The 16669-nt window shown below is 72.2% G+C and carries 18 protein-coding genes; 13 read left to right on the top strand and 5 right to left on the bottom strand.

Annotated elements, in window-relative coordinates:
* Positions 1 to 50 precede the first annotated feature (50 nt).
* From RM479_RS12805 to RM479_RS12775, 7 genes are all read left to right on the top strand, one after another.
* Complete coding sequence (locus tag RM479_RS12805; protein ID WP_311511948.1) at positions 51 to 1628, top strand: pyridoxal phosphate-dependent decarboxylase family protein; 1578 nt, start codon at positions 51 to 53, stop codon at positions 1626 to 1628.
* Complete coding sequence (locus RM479_RS12800) at positions 1625 to 2962, top strand: lysine N(6)-hydroxylase/L-ornithine N(5)-oxygenase family protein (RefSeq protein ID WP_311511947.1); 1338 nt, start codon at positions 1625 to 1627, stop codon at positions 2960 to 2962. Before RM479_RS12805 ends, RM479_RS12800 begins: the two co-directional genes overlap by 4 nt.
* Complete coding sequence (locus tag RM479_RS12795) at positions 2959 to 4164, top strand: MFS transporter (RefSeq protein WP_311511946.1); 1206 nt, start codon at positions 2959 to 2961, stop codon at positions 4162 to 4164. The genes RM479_RS12800 and RM479_RS12795 overlap by 4 nt, the downstream gene beginning before the upstream one ends.
* Positions 4157 to 5962, top strand: coding sequence for an IucA/IucC family protein (locus RM479_RS12790; RefSeq protein WP_311511945.1), 1806 nt, complete (start codon positions 4157 to 4159; stop codon positions 5960 to 5962). The genes RM479_RS12795 and RM479_RS12790 overlap by 8 nt, the downstream gene beginning before the upstream one ends.
* Entirely contained in the window at positions 5959 to 7776 is a 1818-nt protein-coding gene (locus tag RM479_RS12785; protein WP_397222031.1) for an IucA/IucC family protein, read from the top strand. The genes RM479_RS12790 and RM479_RS12785 overlap by 4 nt, the downstream gene beginning before the upstream one ends.
* A complete protein-coding gene (locus RM479_RS12780; RefSeq protein ID WP_311511943.1) occupies positions 7773 to 9206 on the top strand; it encodes a glutamine synthetase family protein in 1434 nt (477 codons plus the stop codon). The genes RM479_RS12785 and RM479_RS12780 overlap by 4 nt, the downstream gene beginning before the upstream one ends.
* Before the next feature lie 68 nt (positions 9207 to 9274).
* Entirely contained in the window at positions 9275 to 9781 is a 507-nt protein-coding gene (locus RM479_RS12775; RefSeq protein ID WP_311511942.1) for a flavoprotein, read from the top strand.
* 62 nt (positions 9782 to 9843) lie between these two features.
* On the opposite strand, the gene RM479_RS12770 is transcribed toward RM479_RS12775, so the two are convergent.
* The 4 genes from RM479_RS12770 to RM479_RS12755 all read right to left on the bottom strand — a co-directional run bounded on the left by RM479_RS12770 (position 9844) and on the right by RM479_RS12755 (position 12316).
* Positions 9844 to 10008, bottom strand: coding sequence for a hypothetical protein (locus RM479_RS12770; protein ID WP_311511941.1), 165 nt, complete (start codon positions 10006 to 10008; stop codon positions 9844 to 9846).
* Between the two features lie 135 nt (positions 10009 to 10143).
* On the bottom strand, positions 10144 to 10272 hold the full coding sequence (locus RM479_RS12765) for a hypothetical protein (RefSeq protein ID WP_311511940.1): 129 nt from the start codon (positions 10270 to 10272) through the stop codon (positions 10144 to 10146).
* A gap of 476 nt (positions 10273 to 10748) precedes the next feature.
* On the bottom strand, positions 10749 to 11228 hold the full coding sequence (locus RM479_RS12760) for an HIT family protein (protein ID WP_311511939.1): 480 nt from the start codon (positions 11226 to 11228) through the stop codon (positions 10749 to 10751).
* Complete coding sequence (locus tag RM479_RS12755) at positions 11225 to 12316, bottom strand: HesA/MoeB/ThiF family protein (RefSeq protein ID WP_311511938.1); 1092 nt, start codon at positions 12314 to 12316, stop codon at positions 11225 to 11227. The genes RM479_RS12760 and RM479_RS12755 overlap by 4 nt, the downstream gene beginning before the upstream one ends.
* A gap of 193 nt (positions 12317 to 12509) precedes the next feature.
* Here RM479_RS12755 and RM479_RS12750 point away from each other — a divergent pair, with 193 nt between their 5' ends.
* The 6 genes from RM479_RS12750 to RM479_RS12725 all read left to right on the top strand — a co-directional run bounded on the left by RM479_RS12750 (position 12510) and on the right by RM479_RS12725 (position 16023).
* Positions 12510 to 12695, top strand: a complete 186-nt coding sequence (locus RM479_RS12750) for a hypothetical protein (protein ID WP_311512081.1) — start codon at positions 12510 to 12512, stop codon at positions 12693 to 12695.
* 1 nt (position 12696) lies between these two features.
* The gene (locus RM479_RS12745) at positions 12697 to 13224 is read left to right on the top strand and encodes a DUF6879 family protein (protein ID WP_311511937.1); all 528 of its coding nucleotides are present in this window, start codon (positions 12697 to 12699) and stop codon (positions 13222 to 13224) included.
* Positions 13221 to 14057: a helix-turn-helix domain-containing protein gene (locus tag RM479_RS12740; RefSeq protein WP_311511936.1), complete on the top strand. Its 837-nt coding sequence runs from the start codon at positions 13221 to 13223 to the stop codon at positions 14055 to 14057. Before RM479_RS12745 ends, RM479_RS12740 begins: the two co-directional genes overlap by 4 nt.
* 43 nt (positions 14058 to 14100) lie before the next feature.
* Positions 14101 to 14940 (top strand): helix-turn-helix domain-containing protein, encoded by an 840-nt coding sequence (locus RM479_RS12735; RefSeq protein WP_311511935.1) that lies wholly within the window; start codon positions 14101 to 14103, stop codon positions 14938 to 14940.
* Positions 14941 to 14983: 43 nt separating this feature from the next.
* Positions 14984 to 15442, top strand: coding sequence for an NUDIX domain-containing protein (locus RM479_RS12730; RefSeq protein ID WP_311511934.1), 459 nt, complete (start codon positions 14984 to 14986; stop codon positions 15440 to 15442).
* 260 nt (positions 15443 to 15702) lie between these two features.
* Positions 15703 to 16023, top strand: a complete 321-nt coding sequence (locus RM479_RS12725; protein WP_311511933.1) for a helix-turn-helix transcriptional regulator — start codon at positions 15703 to 15705, stop codon at positions 16021 to 16023.
* A 9-nt stretch (positions 16024 to 16032) separates the two neighbouring features.
* Here the strand turns inward: RM479_RS12725 and RM479_RS12720 are convergent, their stop codons facing one another.
* Positions 16033 to 16596, bottom strand: coding sequence for a dihydrofolate reductase family protein (locus tag RM479_RS12720; protein ID WP_311511932.1), 564 nt, complete (start codon positions 16594 to 16596; stop codon positions 16033 to 16035).
* Positions 16597 to 16669: the final 73 nt, after the last annotated feature.

Genomic DNA, 16669 nt, shown 5'->3' with positions numbered 1-16669 from the left:
CCGCGCGCGTCCCGACCCGCTTCGGAGAGAGAACAGGAGCCCGACGCCCCATGACCCTCACTCCCGGTGGCGACACCGTGACCTGGAGGCCCGACGGCCTCACCGTCCCCACCGACGCCTCCACCCTCCTGGCCGACGGCCTGGCCGGCGCCCCCGGCGGCCCGGAGGCCGTGGCCGCGCTCGTGGCGTCCGCCGCCGAGGCACTGACCCGGGCCCGCGACGAACGCGACGGTCCGCTGCCCGCCCGCACCCCCCACCAGGTGGCCGAGGCGGTGCGGGCCGCCCTGGGCCCCCTGGCCTCCACCCCCGGGGGCGACCCGCGTGCCCCCGGCCCGGCCGAACGGGTCCTCACCCGGCTCACCCACGCCCTGGCGGTCAACGCCGCCGACCCCGCCCATCCGCGCTGCGCCGCCCATCTGCACTGCCCGCCGCTGGCCGTGGCCGTGGCCGCCGACGCCGTCGCCTCCGTCCTCAACCAGTCCATGGACTCCTGGGACCAGGCGCCCGCCGCGACCGCCATGGAGACCCAGGTCATCGGCGAACTCGCCGGACTGGCCGGATACGACCCCGAGATCGCCGGCGGCGTCGTCACCTCCGGTGGCACCGAGTCCAACCTCACCGCCCTGCTGCTGGCCCGCGACCACGCCCTGGCGGGCCCCGAACGCGACCCGGTCCGGCACGGGGTGGCACGGGCCGCCGCGGGCGCCCGCCCGCGCGTCCTGTGCGGGGCCGCCGCCCACTTCTCCGTCCAGCGCTCGGCGGCCCTGCTCGGGCTGGGCGAGGACGCCGTCGTCACCGTGGACGTCGACTCCCACCACCGGATGCGCCCCCGCGCCCTGCGCGAGGCCCTGGACACCCTGCGCGCCGACGGCGACCTCCCCGTCGCGATCGTCGCCACCGCCGGCACCACCGACCTGGGCGGCATCGACTCCCTGGGCGCGATCGCCCACATCGCCCGCGAGTACGGGGTGTGGCTGCACGTGGACGCCGCCTACGGTGGCGGGCTGCTGTTCTCCCGCCGCCTGCGCGGACTGCTCGCCGGGCTGGACCGGGCCCACTCGGTCAGCCTCGACCTGCACAAACTCGGCTGGCAGCCGGTGGCCGCCGGCGTTCTGCTCACCCGCGAACGCGCCCTGTTCGCGCCCCTGTCCCGGTCGGTGGACTACCTCAACCCCACCGACGACGAGGAGGCCGGTTACCCCAGCCTGCTCGGCTACTCGCTGCGCACCACCCGCCGTGCCGACGTGTTCAAGATCGCCGTCACCCTGCGCGTGCTGGGCACCGACGGACTGGGGCGTCTCGTGGACGCCTGCCGGGACCTGACCCTGCGCACCGCCGCCCGGGTCACCGCCCACCCCCGTCTGCGCCTGGCCACCACCCCCTCCCTGACCACCGTGGTGTTCCGCTACGACGCCGGCGCCGACTCCGACGAGGTCAACGCCCGGCTGCGCCGTCGCCTCCTGGAGGAGGGCCGGGCCGTGGTGGGCCGGACCCGCATCGACGGCCGGGTGTGGCTCAAGCTCACCCTGCTCAACCCCGACACCACCGTCGACGACACCGCCGCCCTGCTCGCCGAGGTCGTCACCGCCGGCGACACCGAGGTGTCCGCCCTGAAGGAGTCCCGTTGACCAGCACCGATCTCCGTTCCCTCACCCCCGGGGACGACGTGCCGCACGACCTGGTGGGCGTCGGACTGGGCCCGTTCAACCTGGCCCTGGCCGCCCTGGCCGACGGCGTCCCCGGTTTCGACGCGCGGTTCCTGGAGGCCCGACCCACGTTCTCCTGGCACCCGGGCCTGCTGTTGGAGGGCGCCCGGCTCCAGGTGCCCTTCCTCGCCGACCTGGTCAGCCTGGTCGACCCCACCAGCCGCTGGTCGTTCCTGTCCTACCTGCGCGAACACGACCGGCTGTTCCCGTTCTACTTCTCCGAGCACTTCCACGTGCCGCGCCGCGAGTACGACGACTACTGCCGCTGGGTGGCCCGCTCGCTGGACTCGTGCCGGTTCGACGCCCGGGTGACCGCCGTCCACCACGAGGCCGGGGTGTTCACCGTGGAACACGTCGACGGTGAGGGGACCGTGACCCGCACGCGCGGCCGTGCCCTGGTCCTGGGCATCGGTACCGAACCGGTCCTGCCCGAGCCGCTGCGCCCCCTGGTGGGCGACCGGGTCCTCCACGCCGCCGAGTACCTCGACAAGGCCGCCCACCTGGCCGGGGTGGACGACATCACCGTCCTGGGATCGGGCCAGTCCGGCGCCGAGGTGTTCCTGGACCTGCTGCGCTCCGCCGAGCACCGCGAGAGCGCGGTGCACTGGCTGACCCGCTCCCCGGCGTTCGCGCCCATGGAGTACTCCAAACTCGGTCTGGAGCACTTCACCCCCGACTACACCCGCTACTTCCACGGCCTGCCCCAGGAGACCAGGGACCGGGTGGTGCCCGCCCAGTGGCAGCTGTACAAGGGCATCAGCGGCGACACCATCGCCGAGATCCACGACGTGCTCTACGAGCGCGGGATCGCCGGCGCCGAGGTGGGCGTCGACCTGCGCGCCCACTGCGAGCTGCTGGCGGCCGAGGCCGACGGGGACGGGTTCGCGCTGCGCTTCCGCCACCGCGAGCAGGACGCCGAGTTCACCGTGCGCACCGGCGCGGTGATCTCCGCCTCCGGGTACGCCCAGCGCTCTCCCGACTTCCTGGCGCCCATCGCCAAGCTGATCGAGACCGACGACCAGGGGCGTCCGCTCATCGACGAGGACCTGCGCCTGGCCACCGACCCGACGCTCACCGCGCCCGTCCACGTGCAGAACGCCGAACTGCACACCCACGGCGTGGGCGCCCCCGACCTGGGGCTCGGCGCCTGGCGGGCGGCCGTCATCCTCAACTCCATCGCCGGACGTCCCGTGTACCGGCTGCCGGAGCGGACGGCGTTCACGTCCTTCGGCGCACCGGCCGGGGCGGGGCGGTGAGCGGGCCGACGTTCCGCCGGCTGTACCTGCTGGTCGTCCTCCTGCACCTCGTCGGCGACGTGGCGTTGAGCCCGTTCTACCCGCAGTTGTTCGAGCGTCTGTTCGGGGTCACCGACCCGGCGGCCACCGGCGTGTACATCTGGGTGTGCCGGGTGACCGCGCTGGTGGCCATGCCCCTGTGGGGGCTGATCGCCCGGCGGTTCTCCCTGTCGTCCCTGGTGCTGGGGTCCCTGGGGGTGGCGGCGGTACTGGAGGTGGCACTGGCCGTCTCGCCGACCTACCCGGTGTTCCTGGTGCTGTCGGCGGTGCAGGTCGCGGTCACGATGGCGTTCACCCTGGCCTACCCGGCGTTCGTGGGCACCGGCACCGACCGGGTCCGCGACGTCACCGTGTTCGCCTACGTCATCAACGGCGGCACGGTGGTGGCGACCCTCATCGGCGCAGGGATCATGGCCCTGCCCCAGCCCCGGTGGGGTATCGCCGCCTGCGCGCTGCTGTACGTCGCCCTGGCGGTGCTGTGTCACCGGCGGCTGCCCGGGGGGAGGACCGGTCCCGCCGTCACCGACACCGCCGACGCGACGACCGCAGGGACGAAGACGGCCCCCGGCACGGCCCCCGGCGCAGTGACGGCGATCGTCACGGTGAGCGCGATCGTGCTGGCGGTGGAGATCGCCCGGCTCATCGTGCGGCCCTTCTTCACCCTCTACGTGGAGGACGGCGGCATCGGCACCACGACCGCCGCCGTCCTCTTCCTCCTGCCGCAGATCTCCGTGCTGGCGGTGCTGCCGCTGGCCGGCCGGGCCCACGCCCTGCTGGGCCGGGCCCTGCTACCGGTGGCGTGCCTGGCTGCCGCCGCCGGGCTGGCCGGACAGTTCCTCACCGACGACCTCGCCCTGCTGGCCCTGGGCCGGATCGTCTTCGGCGTCGGGCTGGGCCTGGGACACATCGCCCTGGACCTGCGGGTGTTCTCCGCCACCGGCACGGCCGGACCGGCGTTCTCGATCGTGGCCACCGTGCGGGTCGCCGCGACCCTGATCAGTCCGGTGGCCGCCACCGCCCTGGCCGGGGCCGGGCTGGGGCTGCCGCTGCTGGCCGGGGCGGGACTGTTCGCCGCCCTGGCCCTCCTCCTGGCCTTCACCGGTCGGCCGCCGACCACCGTCCCCTCCACCGCGCACCCCACCGAAAGACCGCACCATGTCTGAGAACGCACAGCACACCCACGACGCCGACGCGTGGCGCCGGGCCGGGCGTCGCCTGCTCGCCCACATGGTGGGCGAGATGGCCTACGAGGAGATGATCGTCCCCTCACCCGCCGGCGACGCCCCCGGCGGCTCCCCCGCCTGGCGGCTGCCCGTGGACGACGGCGTCGTCTACACCTTCACCGCCCGGCGCGGCGGGTTCGGGTCCTGGCACGCGGACCCCGACTCCTTCGTCCGCGTGGACGACGAGGGCGCCGAACCGGCCTGGGACCCCACCCGGTTCGTCACCGACGCCCAGCGGACGGTGGGCCTGCCCGGCGACTCCCTGGCCGAGGTGGTGCGCGACCTGCTGGCCACCCACGCCGCCGACGCGCGCCTGCTGGCCGCCGCCCTCCCGGCCGCCGACCTGGTCGACCTGCCCTACGAGGACCTGGAGGGCTACCAGACCGGCCACCCCTGCATCTTCGTCAACAAGGGCAGGCTCGGGTTCTCCGCCGACGACGCCGCCCGCTACACCCCCGAGGCCCGCGGCGCGTTCCGTCTGGTGTGGATCGCCGTCCATCCCGACCTGGGCCGGTTCCAGGCCATGGCGGGCACCGACCGGGCCGCGCTCCTGGCCGCCGAACTCGACGACGACCAGCGCGCGGGGTTCGCCGCGAGGATCCGTGAGCGCGGCGGCGACCCCGACCGGTACCTGTGGGTCCCGGTCCACCCCTTCCAGTGGGACGAGGTCATCGCCCCGCTGTTCGCGGGCGAACTCGCCCTGGGCCGGGTCGTCCGGCTGGGCGAGAGCCGCGACCGCTACCGACCCTTCCAGTCCATCCGCACCCTGATGAACCTGGACCGGCCCGACCGGCTCAACGTCAAGGTGCCGCTGATGATCCGCAACACCCTGGTGTGGCGCGGCCTGTCCGGCACCCAGACCGGATGCGCCCCGCACACCAGCACCTGGCTGCGCGACCTCGCCGAACGCGACGACTTCTTCGCCGAGACGGGGGTGGTGATGCTGGCCGAGCGCGCCTCGGCGACCGTGTCGCACCCGGTGTTCGCCGCCATGCCCCAGGCCCCCTACCGGTTCCACGAACTCCTGGGCACCATCTGGCGCGAGCCGATCCACCTGCACCTGCGCGAGGGCGAGCGCGCCCGGACCATGGCCTGCCTGCTCCTCAGGGGCTCCGACGGCCGCCCCCTGGTCGCCGAACTGATCGAACGCTCCGGGCTCGGCGTCGAGGCGTGGCTGGAGCGGTTCGTCTCCGCCCTGTTCCCGCCGGTCCTGCACTACCTGTACCGGTACGGCGCCTCCTTCACCCCGCACGGGGAGAACGTGGTGCTCATCCTGGACGAGAACGAGGTGCCGGTGCGCATCGCGCTCAAGGACTTCGGCTCGGACGTCGAACTGCTCCCCTTCGACCTGCCCGAGTACGCCGAGATCCCCGAGCACGTGCGGTCGGTGCTGCACCGGTGGAAGCCGGAGGAGCTGGCGCACTCGGTGCTGTCCGCGATCTGCGCCGGGCACCTGCGCTTCCTCGCCGACATCGTCGACCACGACCTGGGCGTGCCCGGGGAACGGCTGTGGGCGCTGGCCCGCGCGCAGGTACTGGCCTACCACGCGCGCTTCCCCGAGCTGGCCGAGCGCTTCGCCTGGTTCGACCTGCTGGCCCCGAAGGTGGGTCGGGTGGCCCTCAACCGCGAGCAGCTCATGGGCGGCGGCTTCCACGAGCGCGCCGAACGCGACGCCGAGTTCGACGTCATGCACGGCCTGGTCGACAACCCGCTGGCCGTCCCCGAGGAGCAGGAGTGAACCCCTTGACCGACACGTCCGCCGCACCCCTGCCGGTGCCCGCCGAGCTCACCGCCGAGCACTGGGACCGGGCCTGCGACCACCTGGTCGCCAAGATGCTCGCCGAACTGTGCTTCGAGTACGCGCTGGCCCCCGTGGCCGAGGGACCCGACCGATGGCGGGCCGACGTGGGCGGTGCCCGCTACCGGTTCGCGGGACGGCGCACCACCATGGACGGGTGGCGGGTGCGGCCCGGCACGGCCGTGCGCACCGGCCCCGACGGGAACGACGCCCCGGCGTCCCCGTTCGCGCTCCTGCGCGACCTGGGCGAGGCTGGGATCGTGGACCCGGCCGTGGAGGCCTTCACCGTCGGGGAGCTGAACGCGACCCTGTCCGCCGACGCCCGCCTGGCGGTGGAGCGGGTGGGCGCCGCCGAGCTGGCCGACCTGCCCTACGCCGCGTTGGAGGGACACCAGACCGGCCACCCGTGGATCTTCGCCAACAAGGGCCGGGTGGGGTTCTCGGCCCGCGACCGCGCGGACTTCCCACCCGAGGCGCGACGCCCGGCCCGGCTGCCGTGGATCGCGGTGCACACCTCCCTGGCGGAGTACCACGGGGTGTCCGGCCTGGAGGCGGAGACGCTGCGCTCGCGCGAGTTGGGCGCGGCGGTCACCGCACGGTTCACCGAACGACTGACGGCGGCCGGGGTGCGGCCCGAGGAGTACGTGTGGCTGCCGGTCCACCCCTGGCAGTGGGACGAGGTGGTGGTGCCGCTGTTCGCCGCCGAACTCGCCCACCGACTGATCGTCCCGCTCGGCGAGGCCGAGGACGACTACCTGCCCCAGCAGTCCATCCGCACGTTCACCAACCTCACCCGCCCGGACCGGTTCAACGTCAAACTGTCGCTGGCGATCCTCAACACCATGGTCTACCGGGGCATCCCCACGGAGCTGTGCCGGGCCGCCCCGGTCAGCACCGGGTGGGTGCACGCCCTGCACGCGCGGGACGCGTTCCTGGCCGAGCGCCACCGGGTGATCCTGCCCGGCGAGGTGGCCGCCGTCGCGGTGCGCCACCCGGTGCTGGAGGACATCCCCGACGCCCCCTACCGGCACCGGCAGCTCCTGGGCGCCCTGTGGCGCGAACCGGTGGGCGAACGCCTGGACACCGGCGAACGGGCCCGCACCCTGGCCGCCCTGTTGCACGTGGACGGGGAGGGCCGTGCGTTCACGGCCGAGCTGGTGAAGCGCTCCGGGCTGGACGCCGAGTCGTGGACGGCCGCGCTGTTCGGCGCGGTCCTGCCGCCCATCCTGCACCTGCTCTACCGGTACGGGGTGGCGTTCAACCCGCACGGGGAGAACGCGATCGTCGTCTACGACGCGCACGACCGGCCGGCGCGGCTGGCCGTCAAGGACTTCGTGGACGACATGAAGCTCCTGGACACCGACCTGCCCGAATACGCCGGTCTGCCCGACGAGGCGCTGGGCGTGCTCATGCGCTTCGACGCCCGCGAACTCACCTCCTCGGTGGTCAAGTCCCTGTTCGTCGGCCACTTCCGCTACCTGGCACCGCTGATGGACGAACACCTGGGGCTGCCCGAGGAGCGGTTCTGGGCGTTGGCGCGCGCCGAGGTCGACCGCTACCAGGCCGAGTTCCCCGAGCTGGCCGACCGGTTCGCGCTGTTCGACCTGCTCGCACCGGAGTTCGAGCGGGTGTGCCTGAACCGGGAGCGGCTGCTCGGCGGCGGCTACCACGACCGTGCCGAACGCGACGCCGAGTTCCACCTGGACGCCCCGGCGATCCCCAACCCGCTGCTCACCACCGAGGAGACGGCGTGAACCCGCTGATCGGCGACGGCCTGCCGCCCCTGTTCGAGACCCTGCCGCCCTCCCCTCCCCCGCCGCCCTTCCCGGTCCCCCTGGAGCGGTTGCGCGCCGACGTGGAGGCCGGGGGGATCACCGACGTCATCGTCGCCCTGCCCGACCTCCAGGGACGGGTCCAGGGCAGCCGGGTGGCGCCGCGCGACTTCGCCGAACGCGTCCTGGAGCACGGCTTCGACGCCTGCCTGTACCTGCTGGCCACCGACGTGGAGATGGAATCGCGGCCGGGGTACGCCACCGATCCGTGGGGCGGCGGCCTGGGCGACTTCGCGATCCTGCCCGACCCGGGCACCCTGCGGTACCTGCCCTGGGACCCGGGGACGGCGCTGGTGCTGGGTGACGCCCTGGACGCCGACGGGCGACCGGTACCGGTGGCGCCGCGCCAAGTGCTCAAGGCCCAGCTGGACCGGCTGGCCGAACGCGGATGGCGGGCGCTGGCGGGGACCGAGCTGGAGTTCCTGGTCTTCCGCGACTCCTACCAGGAGGCGTTCGAGGGCGACTACCGGGGGCTGACCACGGCGACCCGGTTCAACTCCGACTACGCGCTGCCCGAGGTCACCGAGATCGACCCGTTCGTACGGCGGATCCGGACCGCGATGGAGCGCACGGGGATGCGGGTGGAGTCGGCGCGCGGCGAGTGCCATCCGGGGCAGTACGAGATCGTGTTCCGCTACGACGACGCGCTGCGCACCTGCGATAACCACGTCGTGTACAAGGCGGGGGCCAAGGCGCTGGCCGCCCAGGCCGGGGTGGCGCTGACGTTCATGGCCAAGTACGACGGGGGCGAGGGCAACTCCTGCCACGTGCACCTGTCGCTGCGCGACGGGACCGGGGCGCCGGTGTTCGCCGACGACGGGTCGGGGTCGGGCCGGTACGGGATGTCCGAGCACATGGAGCACTTCGTGGCGGGACAGTTGGCGTGCATGCGGGAGTTCTCGTTGCTGCACGCGCCCAACGTGAACTCGTTCAAGAGGTTGTCGCCGCAGGCGTACGCGCCCAGCTCCATCGCGTGGGGGCTGGACAACCGCACCTGCCCGGTACGGGTGGTGGGGCAGGGGGAGTCGGCGCGCATCGAGTTCCGGGTGCCGGGCGGGGACGCCAACCCGTACCTGTCGGTGGCGGCGATCATCGCCGCGGGGCTGTACGGGATCGACCGGGAGCTGCCGCTGCCCGAGCCCACGGCGGGTGACGCCGGTGCGGCCGACCTGCCCCGGCTGCCCGCCTCCCTGGAGGAGGCGGTCCTCGCCTGGGAGGAGAGTGAGATCGCCCGGTCGGTGTTCGGTCCCGACATCGTGCGCCACTACGCGGCTGCGGGGCGGGCGGAGCTGGCGGCGTTCTCGGCCACCGTGAGCGACTTCGAGCGCCGCCGCCACTTCGAGCGGGGTTGATGCGGCGGTGTCCCGTCGGGTCCGACCCGGCGGGGCGCCGTCCGCCCGCGGCGACCAGACTGGGCCGCATGCGAACTCTGTACCTCACCCTCTCAGGGGCCTCCACGACACCGGAGGAGACCGCTCCGGACCTGGTCCGCCTGCTCCAGAACGAGGGGTGGCGCGTCACCGTGCTGTGTACGCCGACGGGCACCCGCTTCCACGACCTCGACGCGCTGGAGAAGCTGACGGGCGAACCGGTGCGCGTGGACTTCCGCCATCCGGGAACCGGCGTGAGCCTGGCGCCCCCGGACGCGGTCCTGGCCTGCCCGTGGTCGTTCAACAGCACGAACAAGACGGCGCTCGGCATCACGGACACGCTCGCCGTCGCGCTGGTGTGCGAGATGATCGGATGCGGCGTGCCGACGTTCCTGGTCCCCAAGACCGGCGCCAGGCTGACCGGCCACCCCGCATGGGGTCGCAGCCGACGCATGCTGGAGGAGATCCCGAACCTCACCCTGCTGCGCAGCGCCACCCGCGGCCTCCCGACCTGGCGCCAGGTCGCGGACACCCTCGCCGGGACCCCGACCCGCTGAAGCGGTCACGGCAGGTCCGCCCCCTCATCGGAGAGGGTGCCCCCGGATCCGTGGGCAGCGTTTCAGGTCCGCAAGGCCAGGTAGGTGCGGATGCGGTCGGCCGACTCGGCGAACTCATCCTCGCCGGAGGCCAGGGAGTCCTCGCGCTCTGCCGGGCGTGGCCGCGGAACCAGGTCGGGATAAGGGCGGACCAGCGCCCCGGCGATCAGGTCGGGGTCGTCCTCCACCAGATCGGTCGGGCCGGTGCAGGCTCCGGCCGCCCCCGTGTCCGGGTCGGGAAAGCCGTGCGGGTCGGCGAGCAGGTCGTCCCGCCTTGCGGTGGCGGTGGGCTGCGCGAGCAGTGCGCGCGGAACCCGGTGGGGCTACCGGGGCGGTCGAGGGCTGAAGAGCGCGGCCAGGGCGGTCGCCGGGAGCGCGGTGGTCAGGGCCCGTACGCACCCGGCCATGCTGTGGCAGGGCCTTCGGTGGCGGCCGGTTGTAGGGTGTGCCATGGTCATCTCCTGACTGGTGCAGGTGCTGATCACGCCCCGGCTCGGTGTTCGCGCACCGGCCGGGGCACCTGTGTTCTCAGTTGTTGTGGGGGCGGGTGTCATTGGCCCGGTGGGGCTGCGCTTCCCGCCCGGACCGGTCCAGTCCGCGGTGGCCCAGGGGTCGCCGGTCAGGTCGCAGGCGAGGAAGAACCACACCCCCTGCCGGGCGCCGTTGTTCTCCCGCCACGCCTTCGGGTGCAATTTCGAGCAAGCGCATTGCCCCGAGCCTGGTCGCCGGGCTTCCATGGTTTTCGGGAGGCCGCCGAGAACCCCCGGACGGACAACGGCCTCCCGCAGCGCATCCACCACACAAAGCGAGGAGGCCGCCGTGAACGACGACGGCAACAACTGACCCCCGAGAAGCAACGGCGGGGCGGCCCCATCTCAGGGCCGCCCCGCACCCGTTCCTCGAACACTTGCGGTAGCGGGCTCCGCTGTCACTGCTCTGCTCGTCTGATCCGTTCGGCGACCTCGGCCAGCCACCCGTCGTCGGCCCGCTCGTGGTCGTGCGAGGACAGGTAGCCCTGGTAGCGGTCGAAGTAGCCGGAGGTGGTCGACACCACCGCCCGCCAGTCCTCGCCGGTGTTGCCCGCCGTTCCGTGCATGGGGAAGAGCTTGGCGTGGGCGTGGTCCACCCCGTACCCCTCGTACATGATCCCGGTGCGCGCCACATCGGCGAACGCCGCGTCCAGCAGGCGCGCCACCTCCCGCGCGGCCAGGTGCAACGCGACGTACTCCTTGTCTTCCAGGTCCACCACGTAGCTGCTCCGGTGCGCTTTGGGGATCACCACCGAGAACCCCTCGGTGTTGGGGAAGATCGACAGGAACGCCAGATGGTCGGCGTCCTCCCAGATCCGGTGCGCGGGAGCCTGCCCGGCCACGATCCGGCAGAAGACGCACCCCGCGTCGGCGGTCATCGGACTCCTTCACAGAGGGGAACGGCATCGGCGCAGGTGGGGCAGGCCGGGTCGCGTTCCGCCCCCTGTTCGTCGAGCGTGAGGTCGTGTGACCACACACCCACCCGACGGTTCAAGGAGGAAGGGGTCCCGAAGCCGCCCAGGTAGCGGAGCACGTCCAGCACGGCCAGGGACGAGGCCAACATGTTCACCGGGCCGTTGGAGGGCGCCTGGTAGCGGTCGTTGATCCGGGCCATGAGCCCGGCCAACTCCGGTTCCCCCTCCGGAGCATGGGCGGTGAAGGGCCGGCAGTCCCAGCACCCGGTCGTCCCAGGCACCACCAGCGGTCCCCACACCGCGATGTCGTTGACGTAGCAGGCGTTCAACCAGGGGGTTCCGCTCCGGACACAGTGGGCGTTGACCATGCCCGTCAGCCCAGGAGAGTCCGCCGAGACCACGAGCAGGTCGCAGGCGGGCAGGTGCTCCAGGTCCTCCCCGTCCCCGACCTCGTGGACCACCGGCCGCGCCCGGCAGTCGTGGTTGCGCCTTCGCAGCTCCCGGGCGAGCACCTCGGCCTTGGGCCGTCCGATATCGGCCTCGGTGAACAGGAACTGGCGGGTCAGGTTGCTCGGCTCCACCTGGTCGGCGTCCACCAGGACCAGTTCGCCGACCCCGGCGGTGGCCAGGGTGACCGCCACCAGGCTGCCTATGCCACCGCACCCCAGCAGCACGACCCGGGACCGGGCCAGCCGGAGCTGGACCTTGACCGCGTCGGCCCCGGAGAGGGCGTAGAACAGCGTGTGGCGGCTGTAGCGGTCGGCCGGGTCGTAGGTGTGCGCGGGTATCAGGTGGTTTCCGTCTTCGAGCAGCCGCATCACAGCCTCGGCCCGGTCGACATCCACCCCGCAGGGACCGTCCAGGAAGGAACGGGCCTCGGCCCGGGTGCGAGGCGTGCGGAAGTGGTCGGCCAGTCGCAGCAGGGACTCCCACAGCGCCCGATCGTGCACGGGTCGGCGTATCGACCCGAACCCGAGGAACAGCGTCCCGTCCTGGAAACCGACACGGACATAAGGGGCCAACACCCGGGGTTCGTCAAGGCGGGGTTCCACCGATCGCACAAGGTCTCCTTCGTCGGTAGGGTCGGCGTACCGACGAACGTAATCCCGGGTTCGGGCCACGCGAGCGGGGATTGCTCGGAATTGCTCGCGCGGTGTCGACGCCGCTCTGGCGGGCGCAGAACCGAGTCGGTGAAACTGGGTTTCCACCCCTCCTAGACAGGGAGCCTCTGCGAAACTCCGCAAAATAGGCACGACTTCGCAGAACGGCGGATGCCCGACCCTGTACGAGACCGACACCGGCGACATCGTGGTCCAAGGCGACCGGCTGACGGATCCCGAAGCCCTCGCTCAGCTCGCGGACGTACTGCCTGGCGAGGAGTTCGTCGTGGTCCCCCGAGCCCTGCTGACCCGCTTCGCCCCCAAGGAGTGACGTGCCCGACCTGGTATCCGGAGAAGCCTTTGACGACCTCTTCCGACGGTACAGACACACCGCCTGGAGACTGGAGACCCGCACCTACTACGGCAAGCTCGACGAGGACCGGCCCTTTCAGGAATGGCTGACCGGAAAAGAGCCCGACCTGGACTGGTTCACCCCGTGGCTGCGCATGGTGCGGGAGGAGACCGCCACCGGCAAGCGCATGGAACGGGTCCGGATCATCGACGACCCGCCGTCGGACTACCTGCGCTGGGAGCTGTGGGGCACCCCCTACAACCTCGGTGCGGGCGAGGACATCCGCTACCTGCCCCGCACCCACCCGATCGTCGCGGAACTGCCCGACCACGACTTCTGGGTTTTCGACAGCCGCACCGTCGCCCGCCTGGCCTTCGACGGCGACCGGTTCCTGGGCGTCCACCTCAGTGAGGAACCGGCGGAGGTCCTGGCCTCCCTCCAGGCGCGTGATGCCGCCTGGCACCACGCCCTGACCTTCACGGAGTACATGGCCGCCCGCGCCCTATGACCGACTACCAGACCGCCCGCGCCTCCCTCGGCGTTCGCCTGCGCGAACTCCGGGAGGAGGCCGGGCTGTCCGGACGGGAGCTGGCCGCGCGTCTGAGCTGGCACCCCTCCAAGGTGTCGAAACTGGAGCACGGCAAGCAGACGGCGAGCCTGGAGGATCTCCGGTCGTGGGCGCGGGTGTGCGGGCGCTCCGAAGCGGCGGAGGGACTATCGGCGCAGTTGAGGTCGTTGGAGACGCACTATGCGAGCTGGCGTCGGCGACTTGTCGGCGGTCACGAACCGCTCCAACGCTCCTACTCCCCGTTGGACGCCGCGACGCATCGTTTTCGCATCCTCGAAACCGCGTGTGTGCCGGGCCTTCTCCAGACACCGGACTACGCGACGTTCATGTTCCGCCGAGGGGTGCGCCACCACCGCACCCCCGAGGACATCGACAAGGCGGTCAGCGCCCGCATGGATCGCCAGGGCATCCTGGACGCATCCGGCAAGCGGTTCGAGATCCTGATCTGGGAACCGGCCCTGCGGATCAGGTTGGGTCCGGACCCGGTCATGGCCGGGCAGCTGTCCCGCATCGCCTCGGAGATCACCCGGTGCCGGGCCGATATCGGCGTCATCCCCATGGGGGCGAGCATGGACGTGGTCCCCTCCCACGGGTTCTGGATCTTCGACGAGAGACAGGTCCTGGTGGAGACCATCGGCGCCGAGCTGTCCCTGACCGAGGACCTCGCGACCGGGCCCTACCGACGCGCGTTCGCGGAACTCTCCGCCGCGGCCCTGCGCGGTCCCCGAGCCGTGCGACTCGTCCAGACCATCGGCCGGGATCTGTCGACATGAGGTGCATGCCGGCGCTTTCCCGACGGTTGGAGGTTCGCGCCCTATGACCGACTACCAGACCGCCCGTGCCTCCCTCGGTGTCCGGCTGCGCGCACTCCGGGAGGAGGCCGGGCTGTCCGGCCGGGAACTGGCGGCCCGCGCCCGTTGGCACCCCTCCAAGGTGTCCCGTCTCGAACGCGGGAACCAGACCACGGCCGCCGCCGACCTGCGCCGCTGGGCCCTGCTGTGCGGGCGCGAGGACGCGGCCGAAGGACTGGGGGCCCAGCTCGGCGCGCTGGAGACCCACTACACCGGATGGCGGCGCCGCCTCGCCGCCGGCGACCGGGCCCGCCAACAGAACGCCGTGGACCTGGAGCACCGCACCCGCACCCTGCACATCTTCGAGTCGGTGTGCGTCCCGGGCCTGGTGCAGACACCGGCCTACGCCCGCGCCATGATCAGCCGGGCCGTGGAACTCTACGGGACCCCGGCCGACATCGAGGAGGGCGTCCGCAAGCGCATGGAGCGCCGCACGATCCTCCGGGACCGGGACCGGAAGGTGCGGATCCTGTTGTGGGAACCGGCCCTGCGCACCCGGCACGCGTCCGCGCAGGTCCAGATCGAGCAACTCGACCACCTGACCACGTGCATCCGCCGAGGAATCGGCGGGATCGGCATCATCCCGCTGGCGGCGGCCCTGGCCGTCTCCCCCATGCACGGGTTCTGGATCTACGACGACGAACGGGTGATCGTGGAGACCGTCAGCGCGGAGCTGTACCTGACCGACGACGACGCGGTCGAACCCTACCGGCGCGTGTTCGCCGCTTTGTCGCGCACGGCGGTCAGTGGTCACCAGGCCCTGGAACTCGTTCGTTCGGCCCAGGCGACTATGGCGGAAGACTGAGGCCGAGGGGCTTCGACCGGTCACCTGAGGAGCGACTCTGCATATGGCCCGTACCGAGCACTACGACGCCCCGGCCGCACCGGCCCCGAACAGTCTGGTGGCCGCGGCCGGTGCGGCCGTCATCGACGGTGAGGGACGGCTGCCGTTGCAGCGGCGGGTGGACAAAGGACTGTGGGCGATGCCCGGCGGGGCGATGGAGATGACCGAGAGCCTGCCGCAGGCGGCGGTGCGCGAGGAGACCGGGTACGAGGTGGAGGTGACCGGTCTGGTCGGCACCTGCACCGACGCCCGGCACGTCATCGCCTACGGCGACGGCGAGGTGCGCCGCCGGTTCAACGTGTGCTTCCGCGCCCGGGTGGTGGGAGGAGAACTCGCGGTCAGCGACGAATCACATGAGGTGCGCTGGTTCGCGCCCGCCGAGATCGACGAACCGCCGATACACCACACCCAGCGGCTCCGAGTGGACCACGTCCTGCGGGACGGTCCTCCCCACACCGGATGAGCTCCTACATCCTTGCGTGGTGAGCGGCTGACGGGCTGCCCCACCCTTCGGGGCAGGTCGGTCTCCAGCCCTCCGCCCACAGCGACCCGATAGGGCTCCTGGTCGCCGGGTTCGAGGCCACCGCCGCCGGCGGCGGGTCGCTGGTCCTCGACCGTCTGGGGGAGGTCCTGCTCATCCACCTGCTCCGCGCCCACGCGAGCCGGGCCCGCAGTCCCTTCAGCCGGCTCTGCGCGCTCAGCGCCGACGGGATCGGCACGGCCATGCGCGCCATGCACGAGGACCTGGCGCACGCCTGGACGCTCCAGGAACTCGCCGACATCGGCCACATGTCGCGTTCGGCGTTCGCCCGGTCGTTCAAGGACCAGGTCGGGGTCCCGCCGCGGGAGTACCTGATCCACTGGCGCATGCGCCTGGCACGCGAGGCACTGCGCCAGGGCACGATGTCCATCTCCGAACTCGCCTCCCGGACCGGCTACCGGTCCGAGAGCGCTTTCAGCACCGCGTTCCGCCGCGTGGTCGGCGTCTCGCCCAAGAGGTTCCGGGACCAGACCCGACGGTCGGACCGGCAGCCGGCCGGATAGGCGCGCCGGTCAGCGGACCACGCGGTAGCGGAGGTAGACCACCGTCGAACCGACGGTGCGGGACTCGACGAGGTCGAGGTCCACGTGGCGCTCGGCCCGGGGGAAGAACGGGATACCGCCCCCGACCAGAACCGGGTAGACCCGGATCCGGTACTCGTCGATCAGTCCCAGCGCGGCAGCCTCGGCGGCCAGGGTGGCGCCGCCGATAGCGATGTCGCCCTCCCCCGGCTCGGCCCTCAGCCGCTCGATCTCCTCCGCCAGGCCTCCCGAGGCCAGGCGGGTGTTGCCCCGCACTTCGGAGAGCGTGGTGGAGAAGACCACCTTGGGCAGCGCCCGCCAGATCTCGGCGAACTCACGCGTCGAGTGGTCGTGCTCCGGGTTCTGGTCGACCGTCTCCCAGTACACCATCGTCTCGTACAGCCGCCGCCCCAGCAGGTGGACGCCGACCCGGCGCACCTCGTCGGTGGCGAGCTCGAAGACCTCCTGGTCGGGTACAGACCAGTTGAATCCGCCGTCCGGCCCGACGATGTAGCCGTCGAGCGAGACGGCCATGGAGCAGATCACGTTGCGCATCGGAGGTCCTCCTCGGTTCCGGGTTCGACGGTATGACCACCGAACACCGCGGAACTCATCGCGACGCGCGCAG

Source organism: Nocardiopsis lambiniae (assembly GCF_031845465.1).
GTDB classification, from domain to species: Bacteria; Actinomycetota; Actinomycetes; order Streptosporangiales; family Streptosporangiaceae; genus Nocardiopsis; species Nocardiopsis lambiniae.
The sequence above is the reverse complement of the archived record's forward strand: the minus strand, read 5'-3'. Positions and strand labels throughout refer to the sequence as shown.

Bases quoted from the DNA above. Each gene is read 5' to 3' on its own strand.
- RM479_RS12775 (WP_311511942.1), top strand. From the start codon at position 9,275: ATGCGAACTCTGTACCTCACCCTCTCAGGGGCCTCCACGACACCGGAG.
- RM479_RS12765 (WP_311511940.1), bottom strand. From the start codon at position 10,272: ATGGCACACCCTACAACCGGCCGCCACCGAAGGCCCTGCCACAGCATG.
- RM479_RS12740 (WP_311511936.1), top strand. From the start codon at position 13,221: ATGACCGACTACCAGACCGCCCGCGCCTCCCTCGGCGTTCGCCTGCGC.
- RM479_RS12720 (WP_311511932.1), bottom strand. From the start codon at position 16,596: ATGCGCAACGTGATCTGCTCCATGGCCGTCTCGCTCGACGGCTACATC.
- RM479_RS12805 (WP_311511948.1), top strand. From the start codon at position 51: ATGACCCTCACTCCCGGTGGCGACACCGTGACCTGGAGGCCCGACGGC.
- RM479_RS12760 (WP_311511939.1), bottom strand. From the start codon at position 11,228: ATGACCGCCGACGCGGGGTGCGTCTTCTGCCGGATCGTGGCCGGGCAG.
- RM479_RS12730 (WP_311511934.1), top strand. From the start codon at position 14,984: ATGGCCCGTACCGAGCACTACGACGCCCCGGCCGCACCGGCCCCGAAC.
- RM479_RS12725 (WP_311511933.1), top strand. From the start codon at position 15,703: ATGCGCGCCATGCACGAGGACCTGGCGCACGCCTGGACGCTCCAGGAA.
- RM479_RS12790 (WP_311511945.1), top strand. From the start codon at position 4,157: ATGTCTGAGAACGCACAGCACACCCACGACGCCGACGCGTGGCGCCGG.
- RM479_RS12735 (WP_311511935.1), top strand. From the start codon at position 14,101: ATGACCGACTACCAGACCGCCCGTGCCTCCCTCGGTGTCCGGCTGCGC.